Below are 13,563 nucleotides of genomic sequence, written 5' to 3'. Positions count from 1 at the left end.
CCGCGCTCGGGCCGCCCTCCGGGCGCCCCGAGCGGTCGGAGGTGTTCAGCCCGGCAGTTCCTTTCAGCCCGCCAGTTCCTTGGCGAAGCACCTGCTGTCCGGCTCGCAGCGGTGGACGCCGAACTTCTCCGTCTCGTGGTAGCCGGAGGAACGGTACAGACCGATCGCCTCCGGCTGCTGCAACCCGGTTTCCAGCACCATCCGCTTCCGCCCCGCGGCGAGCGCTGCGCGCTCCAGAGCCGCCAGCACGGCGCGGGCGTAGCCCAGACCACGGGCCGAAGGAGCCACGTACATGCGCTTGAGCTCGGCGTCACCGTCCCGGAACCCGTCGGTGCTCGCCTCCTGACCACGCCAACCGCCGATGGCCACCGGCCGCTCCGCGCAGTAGCCGATCAGGAACACGCCTCGCGGCGGCAGGAAGTCCGCGGGAGTGAGCGGGGTGGTGTCCGGACCGCCGTAGCGGTGGTGGTACTCCCGCTGGAGCTGCTCGATCAGCTCAACCGCATCGGGGTGATCATAGGCACCGGTCTCGATACGCACTCCCCCAGGATACGGAAAGCTCCCGTACCGGAATCGAGAGCCACTCGTGCTGGCGGCCGGCGCGGCCGCGCCGGCTCACGACGCCCACGGAGCGACGCTGCTCGGTGGGGCGGACTCCAACCAGGACAGGAAACCGGTCAACGCGTCGTTGCCCATCGCGACCTCGATGTCCTCCTGGGACCTGCCCAGGTGCAGCACGAGCGATCCCGCGGGCATCGTGTAGGCCTCGGCCCTGGTGGGGCGACGTCGGTCGGATATCACTATGTTGCCGCGGTTGAGCACCCAGTCCGGACCGGAGCGCAGGCTCAACGCGCGGTACCAGGCGAACTCCTCACCGCGGTAGCGCGCCACCCCCAGGTGCCATCCCCGGCCCGGCTCCGCGCGATACACGCGAAGCGCGACCTCGATCCCGCCGGCGCGCAGGTTGCGCAGCCGTCTGCGCGCGAGGAGCATCCCGCCGAGCACCAGGAGCACGGCGAGAACAGCCAAAGCGAGCAGAACGGCGACCAGCACGATCGAGGCGCTCATCAACTGGGACCGTCAGCCGGAGTAGCCCGCCACTCGCAGCCTGGACCGGGCTCGGACCCTGGTCTGCTCATCATCACCCTCGGCCTCACGGCGCGCGGCAGCGACGTCTATTTCCTGCGCCAGTTCAGCGGACTCCGCGAGAACGCTGACCACACCGTTGGCCACGGAGAGGAAACCACCGTGCACGGCGGCCGTGACGGTCTCGTGCTCCGGAGTGGTGATCTTCACGACCCCACCTTCGACCAGTTGACCGAGCATCGGCTCGTGTCCAGGAAGAATGCCGATTACACCCTCGGTCGTCTGGGCTACCACGCTGGTCGCCTTACCGGACCACAGGCGGCGCTCCACGGCGACCAGCTCGACGGACATCTCGGCCACGCGTGTCTCCTTTGTCGGTGTGTCGTCGTAGTCTATCCGATGGATCGGGCACGTCCGAACACAGGCGTGCGGACGATTGAGCAGGGCAACCGCGGAACGGGTGCCGCCCCCTGCCGAGGACGGCACCCGATTCCCACTCGAAAGGAGTGGAGAAATTCACTCCTTGGTGTACTTCTCGTAGGCAGCCTGCAGATCCTCGAGACCACCGATGGACAGGAACGCCTGCTCCGGGTAGTGATCGAACTCGCCGTTGCAGAGCTTGTCGAACGCCTCGATGGTCTCCTTCAGCGGAACGAAGGAGCCTTCCTGGCCGGTGAACTGCTTGGCGACGAAGAAGTTCTGCGAAAGGTAACGCTCGATCCGGCGGGCCCGGTTGACCGTGACCTTGTCCTCTTCGGACAGCTCGTCCATGCCGAGGATGGCGATGATGTCCTGCAGCTCCTTGTACTTCTGCAGGATCTGCTTGACCTGCTGGGCGACCCTGTAGTGGTCGTCACCGACGATCCTGGGCTCCAGGATGTTGGAGCTGGACGTCAGCGGATCCACCGCGGGGTAGATGCCCTTCTGCGCGATGGAGCGAGCCATCTCGGTCGTCGCGTCGAGGTGCGCGAACGTGGTGGCAGGGGCCGGGTCCGTGTAGTCGTCGGCGGGCACGTAGACCGCCTGCATCGACGTGATGGAACGCCCCTGCGTCGAGGTGATCCGCTCCTGCAGCGCACCCATCTCGTCGGCCAGCGTCGGCTGGTAACCGACGGCGGAGGGCATCCGGCCGAGCAGCGTGGAGACCTCCTGGCCGGCCTGGGTGAACCGGAAGACGTTGTCGACGAACAGCAGAACGTCCTGGTTCTCCACGTCGCGGAAGTACTCCGCCATCGTCAGCGCCGACAGGCCGACCCGCATGCGGGTCCCCGGCGGCTCGTCCATCTGGCCGAAGACGAGGGCGGTGTTGTCCAGCGCACCGGACTCGCCCATCTCGACCCAGAGGTCGTTGCCCTCACGGGTGCGCTCGCCGACACCGGCGAACACCGAGGTGCCGCCGAAGTTCCTGGCGACGCGGCGGATCATCTCCTGGATGAGCACCGTCTTGCCCACACCGGCACCGGCGAAGAGACCGATCTTGCCGCCCTGGACGTAGGGCGTGAGCAGGTCGATCACCTTGATGCCGGTCTCCAGCATCTGGGTCTTGCCCTCGAGCTGGTCGAAGGACGGCGGATTGCGGTGGATGCTCCACCGCTCCGCCTCGGAGGCGTGGCCGGGCTCGTCCAGGCACTGGCCGAGCGCGTTGAAGACGTGCCCCTTGACCTCGTCCCCGACCGGCACGGAGATCGGTGCTCCGCTGTCCGTGACGGGGGCGCCGCGCACCAGCCCCTGCGTGGGCTGCATCGAGATGGCGCGCACGACGTTGTCACCGAGGTGCTGGGCGACCTCCAACGTGAGGCTGTTGGACATCTCCGCTGCCGTGATCTCCACGTGCAGCGCGTTGTTCAGGTCCGGCACGTGGTCGCGGGGGAACTCGACGTCCACCACCGGGCCGAGGACCCGGACGACGCGACCGGTGCCAGTAGCCGTGCTAGTGGCAGTAGCAGTCATGTCACTCACTTCCTGCAGACGAGAGCGCCTCGACACCACCGACGATCTCGCTGATTTCCTGGGTGATCTGGGCCTGGCGAGCACGGTTGGCTTCACGGCTGAGGTTCTGCACGATCTCGTCCGCGTTGTCCGTGGCCGACTTCATCGCAGTCCGACGTGCCGCGTGCTCGGACGCCGCTGAATCCAGCAGTCCGGCGAACAGGCGAGTGTTGATGTATTTCGGGAGCAGCGCCCGGAACAGGGTCCCCGCGTCCGGCTCGAAGTCGTAGGCCGGCCGCACCCCCTCGCTCTGGGTGTACTCCACCTCCAGCGGAGCGATCCGCCGGATGACCGGCCGCTGGGTGAGCATCGAGACGAACTCGGTGTGCACCAGGTGGATCTCGTCCACCGCGAGCACGTTCTCGTCCTCCGAGCTCCCCTCCTTCTTCGCTTCCTCGGTGCCCTGCATGAACGCCTTCACCAGGGTCTCACCCACGTCCGCCGCGTTCGCGTAGTCCGGACGATCGGTGAAGCCGCCCCAGCTCTGCGTGATCTCCCGGTTGCGGAACCGGTAGTACGTCTCGCCCTTGCGTCCGATCACGTACAGCATCGGGGTCTTGCCCTGCTGCCGCAGCGTGTTCTGCAAGTCCTCGGCGGCGCGGATCACGTTGGCGTTGTAGGCACCGCAGAAACCGCGGTCGCTGGTGACCACCAGCACGGCGGACCGCTTGGAGCTGTCCCGTTCCGTCAGCAACGGATGGTCGAGCGGGCTGGCATCGGCCAGTGCGGTCAACACCCTGGTGATCTCCTCGGCGTAGGGCCTGGAGGCCTCCACCCTCGCCTGCGCCTTCATGATGCGCGATGTGGCGATGAGCTCCTGCGCCTTGGTGATCTTGCGGGTCGACTGCACCGACCGGATGCGATTGCGTAGTTCGCGAAGCTGAGCCATGGCTATCCGGTCACTTCTCGCTGTCCCCGGAGGCGGGGCGGTTGACCTTCACCGTCTCCTGCTCGACCTGATCGGCATCGACGGTGCCCGCTTCCTCGTGCTGCGGGAGAACCGCGCCGCCCTCGGAGGTGGTGAACTGCTTCTTGAATTCCGTGACGGCGTCGTCGATGGCCTTGGCCCCGTCGTCGGAGAGCTTCTTGCTCTCGACAATGTCCTTGAGCACGGTTTCCTGGTTGCGCCGCATGTGCGCCAGGAACTCCGTCTCGAAGCGGGCCACGTCACCGGTCGGCAGATCGTCCAGCCGCCCCTTGGTTCCGAGGTAGAGGGAAACGACCTCCTCCTCTGCCGGGAAGGGCACTCCCTCGCCCTGCTTGAGCACCTCCATCAACCGGGCACCGCGGTCCAGCTGGGCCTTGGATGCGGCGTCCAGGTCCGAGGCGAACGCGGAGAACGCCTCCAGCTCGCGGTACTGCGCCAGGTCGATCTTCAGCGAACCGGTGACCTTCCTCATCGCATTGATCTGCGCGGAACCGCCGACACGCGAGACCGAGGTGCCCACGTCGATCGCCGGCCGCTGACCGGAGTTGAACAGATCGGACTGCAGGAAGCACTGCCCGTCGGTGATGGAGATGACGTTGGTCGGGATGTAGGCCGACACGTCGTTGGCCTTGGTCTCGATGATCGGGAGCCCGGTCATCGAACCGCCACCCTGCTCGTCGGAGAGCTTCGCGCAGCGCTCCAGCAGCCGGGAGTGCAGGTAGAAGACGTCACCGGGGAAGGCCTCACGCCCCGGGGGACGCCGCAGCAGCAGCGAGATGGCCCGGTAGGCCTCGGCCTGCTTGGTCAGGTCGTCGAACACGATCAGGACGTGCTTGCCCTGCCACATCCAGTGCTGCCCGAGGGCGGACCCCCCGTAGGGCGCCAGCCACTTCAGCCCCGGGGAGTCGGCGGCGGGAGCGGCCACGATGGTGGTGTACTCCATCGCGCCGGCCTCCTGGAGGGCGCGCTGCGTCCCCGCGATGGTCGAGCCCTTCTGGCCGATCGCGACGTAGATGCAGCGCACCTGCTTCTCTGGGTCGCCGCTGTCCCAGTTGCTCTTCTGGTTGATGATCGTGTCAGTGGCGATCGTGGTCTTGCCGGTCTTGCGGTCACCGATGATCAACTGCCGCTGCCCGCGGCCGATCGGGGTCATCGAGTCGATCGCCTTGATACCGGTCTGGAGCGGCTCGTTCACGCCCTGGCGCTGGACCACCGAAGCGGCCTGCAGCTCCAGCTCGCGCTCCTTCTCCGCCTCGATCTCACCGAGACCGTCGATGGGCTCGCCGACCGGGTTGACCACCCTGCCGAGGAAGTTGTCGCCGACCGGCACGGACATCACCCTGCCGGTGCGCCTGACCTCCTGGCCTTCCTCGATCTGGTCGGCTTGACCGAGGATGACCGCGCCGATCGACTGCGCCTCGAGGTTCATCGCGACGCCGTAGATGCCGCCGGGGAACTCCAGCAGTTCCTCGGTCATGACCGAAGGCAGACCCTCGACATGGGCGATGCCGTCACCGGTGTCCGTGACGACCCCGACCTCCTCGCGGCTGACCTCGGGTGAGTAGCTGGAGACGTACTTCTCGATCGCACTGCGGATCTCGTCCGACGAGATCGTCAGCTCCGCCATGTCTCGTTCCTGCTCTCGCTTCGTTCTGTGGGAAAAAGGGGCGGCCCCCGTCCGGCCGCGAGCGGTGACTGCCGCCCGTCAGCCGGAGAGGTCGCGCCGCAATGCCTGCAGCCGTCCGGACGTGCTGCCGTCGATGATCTCCTCACCGACCCGAATGACCAATCCGCCACCGATGTCGGGGTCCACTTCCAGGTGTACCGCAATCGGCCGCGCGTATATGCGTTGCAGCGTGTTGGCCAGTCGCTCCTGCTGCTCGTCACTGAGCGCGACCGCCGAACGAACGTGGGCGACCGAGCGTTCCCTCCGCTTGGCGGAGAGCTCGGCCAGTTCCTCCAGCCCCTCACTGAGGTGGCCGCCCGGCGACCTTTCGACCAACTGCCGCACCAGGCGTTCGGTCACATCCTCGACCTTGCCGCCGACCAGCTGCTCGACGACGGTCCCCTTGCCTGCGGAATCGGCGGTGGGATCCGACAGCAACCGTTCCAACTCCGGTTGACCGCCGATGATGCGGCCCAGCCGGAACAGCTCGTCCTCCACCGCGTCCAACCTGCCCGCGCGCTCCGCCTGAACCAGCAGGGCGGTGCGGGCGAGCCGTTCGAGGCCGTGCACCAAGTCGCTGGGACTGGACCAGCGAGCGCCCGCGACCTCCACCACCACCGGCAGTGAACGGGCGCCGAGCTGGTTGCTCAGCAACTCGCGAACCAGCCCCTGCCTGGACTCGGCCGGGGTGGCGGCATCGGCGAGAGCGCGCCGGAGAGCGGACTCGCCGCGCAGCAACGCGGCGACTCCGAACAACTCGTCGGCGAGCCCGGTGATCTCCGCGGGTCCGGCCCCATCCGTGGCCTGCAACAGCTGCAGCTCGCTGGCTGCCAGTGCATCACGACTCGCGGCGTTCACGAGGGTGCTCAACTCTGCACGCCTTTCTCTCCTGGGCCCATCACTCAAATCCCTTCGACCTGGAGCCGATCGGTGGGAACCGCCTCAGCTGCTGGTCGACGTCGACGGCGCGGAGGTGGACTCCAGCTCGTCGAGGAACCGATCCACCGTGCGCTGAGCCCGGTCCTCGTTCTCGAGGGACTCACCGACGACCCTGCTCGCCAGGTCCACGGCGTGCCGACCGAGGTCGGCGCGCAGCTCCGCGATGACCTGGGTCTTCTGAGCAGCGAGCTGAGCCTGGCCCTGATTGATGATCCGGTCGCTCTCCTCCTGGGCCTGCGACCGCATGTCGTCCAGGATCTGCTGCCCCTCGGCGCGTGCGTCGTCCCTGATCCGAGCCGCCTCGGCACGGGCCTCGGCCAGCTGCGCCTTGTACTGCTCCAGCGTGCGCTGGGCCTCGGCCTGCGCCTCCTCGGCCCGCGCGATGCCGCCCTCGATCCGGTCGCTGCGCTCCTTGTAGAGCTTCTCGAAGCGAGGAACGGCGTACTTGTTCAGCACGAACAGCAGGAGGAGGAAGGCGACGAAGCCGACGACTATCTCGGTCGGGGCGGGCAGGATCGGATTGTGGTCCGACGCTGCCAGCACCAGGTGTTCCTTCATCTGGACTTCTCCCAACGCGTCAAGCAGTCAGACTCAAGCGGCGGAAGCGATGAAGTAAACGACCAGGCCGATCAGTGCCAGCACCTCGACGAGGACGAAGGAGATCCAGGCGATGCCCATCAGCTGGCCCTGGGCCTCCGGCTGGCGGGCAGTTCCGTTGATGACAGCTGCCCAGATCAGACCGACGCCGACACCGGGACCGATCGCACCGACGCCGTAGCCGATGGCAGCGAGGCCCGGGTTGATGTTGGCAGCGCTTTCCGCGGCCTGTGCAAGAACGATGTTGCTCACTGTTACTACCTTTCAACTCGGTCCGCGTGACGCGGATCGGAGGTCCCGCTCTGTCCTCAGTGCTCCTCCGCGAGTGCAGCACCGATGAAATTGGCGGTGAGCACCGCGAAGATGTACGCCTGCAAGACCTGAATCAAGGCCTCGGCGAAGGTCAGAATGATCGCGAAGGCGAAGCTGATTATGGAAACCGGCTTGAGCAGCGCACCCGCCTCGATCAGCAGGTAGTGTCCACCCAGGGCGAACACCAGCAGGATGAGGTGACCGGCGAACATCGCCGCGAAGACTCGGATGGCCAGCGCCACCGGCTGGAACAGGAACTTCTGCAGAAACTCGATCGGAGCAAGCAGGATGTAGACCGGCTTGGGGACCCCGGGAGGGAACATCACGTGCTTGAGGTAACCCAAGAAGCCGTGGCGTTTGAACCCGACCGTGTGGATCACGATGTAGACCATGATGAACAGGGCGATCGGGAAGCCGATCTTGGCCATCGTGGGGAACTGGATCAACGGGATGATCCCGAAGAGGTTGTTCACCAGGATGAACGTGAACAGCCCGAAGATCAGCGGGACGAACCGCTGGAAGTCCTTCGCACCGATCTGATCCCTTGCGATCGTGTTCCTGCTGAAGTCGTAAAGGTACTCCGCCGCGAACTGGCCCTTGCCAGGCACCAACTTGAGGTTGCGTGTGGCGATCAAGAAGTACGCACCGACGATGACAGCCGAGAGCACTACAAGCACGATCGGCTTGGTGACTCCACCAAAGATCGGCGGGAGAAAAAAGCTATCGACACCGGGCGGCTCGAACGTGCCGCCCTGGCTCAACACCAGCGCGCCCAACTGGGCTCCTTCCGGTTCTCCCGGTTGGAGCTAACTCCACCGGGGGAATCGTCACGATTTGCACTCAACGTACCTGATACACGATCGAGGACGTAGGGGCCCTCCCTCAGGGCGAGGTCCGCCAGGCGAGGTCCGCACGGACAAGCCGGAGCTTCCCCGCGGCGAGAATCCCCCGCTCAACGACCCAAGCTTCTTGCGCGCCAAACCCTACCATTTGGTAACAAAAAGGGTATACCCACCATTTCACACCTGAGGGGTGTGGTCGCTACTCCGTCAGGAGGCGTTCGCTAATGCGATCGTAGGAATCTTGGTCTTGCGAAAAGCGTATACCTCGGCAAATGCCCAAACCAGCACAGTGGCGAGTATGGCGATCGCCACAGCGGGAACGTGAACCGCGGTGAAGATCCGGAGCAGGGTCACCACCACGAACAGCACGACCACCTTCCCGATGTAGCCACCGAGCGCGGCGACCATGACGAACATCGGGTGCGAGTCCGCCGTCGCCCGCATCAACCACAGGGTCAACAACGAGGAGGCCGAAGCGACCACGCCACCGATCAGCGCGCCGACCGCCCCCTGGGCACCCACCCAGAAGGCCCCGACCACCGCGCTGACCAGCACGGTCACCACAGCGGGCCAGACGGCCGCGCGCAGCATCGCGTGGGCGAGCCTGCGGACGGCCACGGCATGCGGATTGGACTCCGCCCGCCGGGACGACTCGTCGGCCACTTCGGTTGCTTCGCTCATCGCTTCTCCCGCCCGGAAGCACTACCTGGTCCTCATTCGGGGTATCGCGGATACGATACCCGCCACGACCACCGCGATCCCGATAGCCCACGCCACCAGAGCCACATCCTCGAACAACGTGAGCGAAACGGCGCCGAAGGCGACCACTCCCGCCCACAGGTAGATCAGCAGCACGGCACGCCGCTGCGAGTGCCCGAGCTCGAGCAGGCGGTGGTGCAGGTGCATCTTGTCCGCGTGGAACGGACTCCTGCCCGCCCTGGTCCGGCGAACCACCGCCAGGCTCAGGTCCAGCAGCGGGACGAAGAGCACGGCAGCGACCACCAGCAGCGGCGCGAACAGCCCGAAGGCGTCCAGGCTGGTCGGATCCATCTTTCCCGCGGCCGTGGTACTGGCCGAGGCCAGCATCAGACCGATCAGCATCGAGCCGGAGTCGCCCATGAAGATCCTGGCGGGTTGGAAGTTGTAGGGCAGGAACCCCAGGCAGGCCCCGGCTATGGTCGCCGCGATCAGGGCGGGGGGATAGGCGGTGACGTCACCGCCCTGGTCGTTGAGCAGCCCCAGGCAGAACGCGCAGGTCGCGCTCGCGGCGATCAGGCCGATCCCGGAGGCCAGCCCGTCCAGCCCGTCCACGAAGTTCATCGCGTTGACCATCGCCACGGTCAGCACCACCGTGAGCAGCTGCCCCTGGTTCCCGCTGAGCACCAGCACCGAACCCGACTCACCGCCCTGGCCGCCCGGCAGCATGTACCACTGCAGCCCCATCAGCACGAGGATTCCCGCAGCCGTGACCTGCCCGGCCAGCTTGGTCCACGAGTCCAGTTCGAAGCGGTCGTCCAGCGCGCCCACCAGAGTGATGAGCCCGCCCGCGATCACCACGGCCAACGCGTCGTTCGAGTAGTCGAACCCGCGCGAGAGCGCGGGCAGGTTCCCGGCCAAAAACATTCCGCCGAGCACACCGGCGTACATCGCGACTCCCCCCATCCGGGGAATCGGGCTGCGGTGCACATCGCGGTTCCTCGGGTGCGCGACCGCCCCGATGCGCAGGGCCAGCAATCTGGTCAGGCCGGTGAGCAGAAAGGTCACCGCGGCGGCGGTGAGGCAGACGAGCAGGTACTCCCGTGCGGGCACCCCCGCGGGGGCCCAGGCTGGAACGGTGTCCATGGCCGCCGCCTCAACCACGCGCGGGCGAGCGGTGCACGGCCACGTCCGAATCCCACGGCGACACAGTCACTGTTGGCGGCTCCTCGCGAACATCTCCGACGGGCAGAAAGAGCTGGAACTGGGCGCACCCACGGTCGTCACCGAACACCGGATGCCGGGAAACCGTCGGCGTCGCCCACGAGTCGCATTCGGGGGTTCACGCTACCGAGCGCTCGCTCCGCCGACCGAACGGGTCCGCGACCGCACCCGAGCAGCGAACTCACCCGTTCGGCCGAATCGTACTGCCGCCCGCGCGACCGGGGGCGGCGAAGCTTCCGGCGGAAGACCTCGGCACGACCGGGCGAACACCGGCCCGGTCGTGCCGATCGTCGAGCAAGCGGCGGAGCCGCTCGTGACCGTCCGTTCAACGGGCACCGCCGCGCAATTCGCCCCCGCTCGAACCGAGCTGGCGAGCTGTCGAGAATCCCTACTCGACCGGCAGTTCCACTCCCAGCTCGGTGGCCAGCTCCGCGCGGCTGACGGCCCCCTCGCGCAGTATCCGGGGGCGCTGTCCGGTCAGATCCACGATGGTCGAAGCGACCGGCTCCCCGGAGGGACCGCCGTCCAGGTAAACGGGTACGGACTCCCCCAGCTGCTCCCGCGCCTGCTCCGCCGTGGTGGCCGGCGGGTTCCCCGTCGTGTTGGCGCTCGAGACGGCAAGCGGCCCGACATCGCGCAGCAGGTCCAGCGCGACCGGGTGCAGCGGCATCCGCAGGTTCACCGTTCCGCGGGTCTCACCCAGGTCCCAGGACAGCGAGGGCGCCTGCGGCAGCACGAGCGACAGACCACCGGGCCAGAACGCCTCGATGAGCGCCCTCGCCTGCCGGGGAACCGACATCACCAGCCCGTCGACCGTGTTCCACGAACCGACCAGCACCGGAACCGGCATGTCGGGTCCGCGTCCCTTGGCCGAGAGCAACGCGCGAACGGCTTCGGGATCGAACGCGTCCGCCCCGATTCCGTAGACCGTGTCCGTGGGAAGAACGGCGAGTCCGCCACCGCGCAGCGAACTCGCGGCCCTGTTCAGTCCGGCACTGCGACTGTCCGGGCTGTTGCAATCGTAGACCGTGCTCACGGCACCAGATCCTGGCACGACCGTCCACGGCGGGTGCGAGTGGTGCACCCCGAGCCCTTCGGGCAACATGTTCACGGTGATCGACGAGTCGCCAGCGCGTCGAGCTCCTCCCCGCCCCGGCCCTTCCCGGGACCCGCTCACGAGGCGGCGGGGGTTCCGCCGAGCGACCGCCCATCACGACCGACTCGACGAAGCACTGCTGATCACCGGGTGACCTCTGGGGGTCGAGCCCGGAAATTCCCGTTTCTGGAGGACGAGCGATGACCGCCCCGCCGCAGGGTGTCCAGACCGAGCAGCTCGGTTTCCCGGCAGGCACGATCCGCTACCACCGCGCAGGCACCTCGGGGCCTGCCGTCGTGCTGCTGCACGGCGGCGGCATCGACAACGCGCTGCTCAGCTGGCGGCACGCCATCGCTCCGCTCGCCGTCGACCACCGGGTCTACCTCCCGGACCTGCCCAGGCACGGCGGAAGCAGGAACTGGTACGGCAAAGTCGGCCAGCGCACGCTGGAGGAGGTCCTGCGCTGGCTGCTCGACGCTTGGGGGATCGAGCGCGCCGTGCTGATCGGGGCCTCGGTCGGTGGCAGCGCCGCGACCGGGTTCGCGCTGCGGCACCCGCACCGGATGCGCGGGCTCGTGCTGACGGGCTCGGAGGGGCTGCAGCACCGCGTTCCCGGACAGCTCGCCACCTTCCTGAAGTTGCGCTCACGGTTCTACGGCACGACGGCGGCCAACGTGCTCGGGCTGCACCGCGGGCTGTCCCGCCGCTACCTCCTCGACGGGGTGCTGAACGACCCCGCCGGGGTCGTCGACCACGAGCAGCTGGTGAACGAGTTCCACGAGGAACTTCGCGGGAGCGCGTCGTTGTTCTCCGACTGGCACTCCGAGGCCGTGGGGCGCCGCGCCATGCGGATCAACCACCTCCCCCACCTGGGAGGCATCCGCTGCCCCGTCATGTTCGTGCACGGCGAGCGCGACGAACGCGTTCCGGTGTCGGTGGCGCACGAGGCCGCAGCGGCGGTCCCCGGGGCCATGCTGCGCGTGCTGCCCGAAGCCGGGCACTGGTGCCACCGCGAGAAACCCAACGAGTTCAACGCGGCCGTGCGCGAGTTCGTCAACGGCACGCTCTGAAGCGCCCGCGCTCTCCCACAGCGCCGGGAATCGGCAGCACCCGGCCGGACGTCACCCGTTCCTCGTCGGGTCCCCAGCGGGGTCCCGGCGGGCCGTGGCGAACCTCGGCCGCCCCGCCAGATCGTTGTGCGCCTCGACATCGGTCAGCTCGGAACGAGCCGCCAGCAAGGCCGGCACCGACCCCCCGTGCGTGTCGTCGTGCTCCACGGCGATCCCGCCGCCGGGGGACAGCAGGCGGGCTGCGTGCGCCACCACGTGACGCAGCACCCGCAATCCGTCCCTTCCCGCGAAGACCGCCGCGGGCGGATCGTGGTCGCCGACCTCGGGCGGGACCGGGGTGCCTTCTGGAACGTACGGGGGGTTGCAGACCAGCAGGTCCACGCCCCGCTCCCGCTCGGCGAGCAGCCCGGGATCGGTGACGTCCCCCTCGAGCACGTGAACCGGGACGTCCCCGGCCAGCCGCCGTCGCTCGGCGTTGTCCCGCGCCCAGCTCAACGCGGTCGGGTCATTGTCCACCGCCAGAACCTCGGCGTCCGGGCGCTCGTGGGCCAGCGCCAGGGCGAGTCCTCCCGCCCCGGCGCACAGATCGACGACCACGGGGTTCCGCAGGCCGCGCAGCCGGTTCAAGCCCCACTCCAGCAGCTGTTCCGTCTCCGGCCGCGGGACGAAGACGCCGGGGCCCACCGCGAGGGTCACCCGGCCGAGCGCGGCCGCACCGGTCAGGTGCTGCAGCGGGACCCTGGTGGCCCGTTGCTGGACGAGCCGCTCCAACGAGTCGACCGCGGACTGGTCCACCAGGGGAAACATCATCAACTTGGTGCGTTCGACCCCGAGAAGGTGAGCGGCCAGCATCTCGGCCTCAGCACGGGCGGAGGGGATCCCCGCCGCCGTGAGGACGCGCTCGCCCTCCAGAATCGCCAACCGCAACGGTTTTCGGTCCACAGTCGTACCCTAGAGTCCCTCCGCCGGATGAAACGGGCCGCCCTCGGAACAGCCCCTCGAGGACTCCCCCCCGATCCCCGGAGATTTCGCCGGGGGCGATTCGATCGCGCGGGGCGGACTCCCAAGCGGCACCTGCCGCTTGCGCCCACCTGCGCGGTCGGCACCGCCGCGGGGCG

General features: G+C 67.8%; 15 protein-coding genes. 1 reads left to right on the top strand and 14 read right to left on the bottom strand.

The genetic code is table 11. The features are described from left to right. Window positions 1-63 precede the first annotated feature (63 nt). The 13 genes from G9Q41_RS17065 to G9Q41_RS17005 all read right to left on the bottom strand — a co-directional run bounded on the left by G9Q41_RS17065 (window position 64) and on the right by G9Q41_RS17005 (window position 11,315). Window positions 64-540: a GNAT family N-acetyltransferase gene (locus G9Q41_RS17065; RefSeq protein WP_165633466.1), complete on the bottom strand. Its 477-nt coding sequence runs from the start codon at window positions 538-540 to the stop codon at window positions 64-66. 75 nt (window positions 541-615) lie between these two features. Further along, on the bottom strand, window positions 616-1,068 hold the full coding sequence (locus tag G9Q41_RS17060; protein ID WP_092523657.1) for a DUF2550 domain-containing protein: 453 nt from the start codon (window positions 1,066-1,068) through the stop codon (window positions 616-618). A gap of 12 nt (window positions 1,069-1,080) precedes the next feature. Next, on the bottom strand, window positions 1,081-1,446 hold the full coding sequence (locus tag G9Q41_RS17055) for a F0F1 ATP synthase subunit epsilon (RefSeq protein ID WP_092523658.1): 366 nt from the start codon (window positions 1,444-1,446) through the stop codon (window positions 1,081-1,083). A 156-nt stretch (window positions 1,447-1,602) separates the two neighbouring features. Next, window positions 1,603-3,036 (bottom strand): F0F1 ATP synthase subunit beta, encoded by a 1,434-nt coding sequence (gene atpD, locus G9Q41_RS17050; RefSeq protein ID WP_092523660.1) that lies wholly within the window; start codon window positions 3,034-3,036, stop codon window positions 1,603-1,605. 1 nt (window position 3,037) lies between these two features. Continuing rightward, window positions 3,038-3,964 carry a F0F1 ATP synthase subunit gamma gene (locus G9Q41_RS17045; protein WP_092523662.1) on the bottom strand — a complete coding sequence of 309 codons (927 nt, stop codon included), beginning with the start codon at window positions 3,962-3,964 and terminating at the stop codon, window positions 3,038-3,040. Window positions 3,965-3,974: 10 nt separating this feature from the next. After that, on the bottom strand, window positions 3,975-5,630 hold the full coding sequence (gene atpA / locus G9Q41_RS17040; protein ID WP_165633467.1) for a F0F1 ATP synthase subunit alpha: 1,656 nt from the start codon (window positions 5,628-5,630) through the stop codon (window positions 3,975-3,977). Window positions 5,631-5,708: 78 nt separating this feature from the next. Further along, window positions 5,709-6,539, bottom strand: coding sequence for a F0F1 ATP synthase subunit delta (locus G9Q41_RS17035; RefSeq protein ID WP_092523666.1), 831 nt, complete (start codon window positions 6,537-6,539; stop codon window positions 5,709-5,711). 72 nt (window positions 6,540-6,611) lie between these two features. Next, window positions 6,612-7,166 (bottom strand): F0F1 ATP synthase subunit B, encoded by a 555-nt coding sequence (locus G9Q41_RS17030; protein ID WP_165633468.1) that lies wholly within the window; start codon window positions 7,164-7,166, stop codon window positions 6,612-6,614. 33 nt (window positions 7,167-7,199) lie between these two features. Next, window positions 7,200-7,457, bottom strand: coding sequence for an ATP F0F1 synthase subunit C (locus G9Q41_RS17025; protein ID WP_092523670.1), 258 nt, complete (start codon window positions 7,455-7,457; stop codon window positions 7,200-7,202). A 56-nt stretch (window positions 7,458-7,513) separates the two neighbouring features. Then, window positions 7,514-8,293: a F0F1 ATP synthase subunit A gene (atpB, locus tag G9Q41_RS17020; RefSeq protein ID WP_092523672.1), complete on the bottom strand. Its 780-nt coding sequence runs from the start codon at window positions 8,291-8,293 to the stop codon at window positions 7,514-7,516. A gap of 273 nt (window positions 8,294-8,566) precedes the next feature. Continuing rightward, the gene (locus G9Q41_RS17015; RefSeq protein WP_092523674.1) at window positions 8,567-9,040 is read right to left on the bottom strand and encodes a hypothetical protein; all 474 of its coding nucleotides are present in this window, start codon (window positions 9,038-9,040) and stop codon (window positions 8,567-8,569) included. Between the two features lie 21 nt (window positions 9,041-9,061). Beyond that, window positions 9,062-10,201 (bottom strand): MraY family glycosyltransferase, encoded by a 1,140-nt coding sequence (locus G9Q41_RS17010; RefSeq protein ID WP_092523676.1) that lies wholly within the window; start codon window positions 10,199-10,201, stop codon window positions 9,062-9,064. Between the two features lie 466 nt (window positions 10,202-10,667). Then, window positions 10,668-11,315, bottom strand: a complete 648-nt coding sequence (locus G9Q41_RS17005; RefSeq protein ID WP_092523677.1) for an L-threonylcarbamoyladenylate synthase — start codon at window positions 11,313-11,315, stop codon at window positions 10,668-10,670. 260 nt (window positions 11,316-11,575) lie between these two features. On the opposite strand from G9Q41_RS17005, the gene G9Q41_RS17000 reads away from it, so the two are divergent. Next, on the top strand, window positions 11,576-12,445 hold the full coding sequence (locus tag G9Q41_RS17000; RefSeq protein WP_165633469.1) for an alpha/beta hydrolase: 870 nt from the start codon (window positions 11,576-11,578) through the stop codon (window positions 12,443-12,445). A gap of 51 nt (window positions 12,446-12,496) precedes the next feature. On the opposite strand, the gene prmC is transcribed toward G9Q41_RS17000, so the two are convergent. Beyond that, entirely contained in the window at window positions 12,497-13,387 is an 891-nt protein-coding gene (gene prmC, locus G9Q41_RS16995; protein WP_165633470.1) for a peptide chain release factor N(5)-glutamine methyltransferase, read from the bottom strand. Between the last annotated feature and the right edge of the window lie 176 nt (window positions 13,388-13,563).

Origin of the sequence: Actinopolyspora sp. BKK2, from assembly GCF_011291845.1 — a bacterium.
In the GTDB taxonomy this organism is placed as follows: domain Bacteria; phylum Actinomycetota; class Actinomycetes; order Mycobacteriales; family Pseudonocardiaceae; genus Actinopolyspora; species Actinopolyspora saharensis.
The sequence above is the reverse complement of the archived record's forward strand: the minus strand, read 5'-3'. Positions and strand labels throughout refer to the sequence as shown.

What these genes read in the sequence shown, in the direction of transcription:
- G9Q41_RS17060 (WP_092523657.1), bottom strand. Translation starts at nt 1,068, where the DNA reads ATGAGCGCCTCGATCGTGCTGGTCGCCGTTCTGCTCGCTTTGGCTGTT.
- atpD (WP_092523660.1), bottom strand. Translation starts at nt 3,036, where the DNA reads ATGACTGCTACTGCCACTAGCACGGCTACTGGCACCGGTCGCGTCGTC.
- G9Q41_RS17045 (WP_092523662.1), bottom strand. Translation starts at nt 3,964, where the DNA reads ATGGCTCAGCTTCGCGAACTACGCAATCGCATCCGGTCGGTGCAGTCG.
- atpA (WP_165633467.1), bottom strand. Translation starts at nt 5,630, where the DNA reads ATGGCGGAGCTGACGATCTCGTCGGACGAGATCCGCAGTGCGATCGAG.
- G9Q41_RS17030 (WP_165633468.1), bottom strand. Translation starts at nt 7,166, where the DNA reads ATGAAGGAACACCTGGTGCTGGCAGCGTCGGACCACAATCCGATCCTG.
- G9Q41_RS17015 (WP_092523674.1), bottom strand. Translation starts at nt 9,040, where the DNA reads ATGAGCGAAGCAACCGAAGTGGCCGACGAGTCGTCCCGGCGGGCGGAG.
- G9Q41_RS17010 (WP_092523676.1), bottom strand. Translation starts at nt 10,201, where the DNA reads ATGGACACCGTTCCAGCCTGGGCCCCCGCGGGGGTGCCCGCACGGGAG.
- G9Q41_RS17000 (WP_165633469.1), top strand. Translation starts at nt 11,576, where the DNA reads ATGACCGCCCCGCCGCAGGGTGTCCAGACCGAGCAGCTCGGTTTCCCG.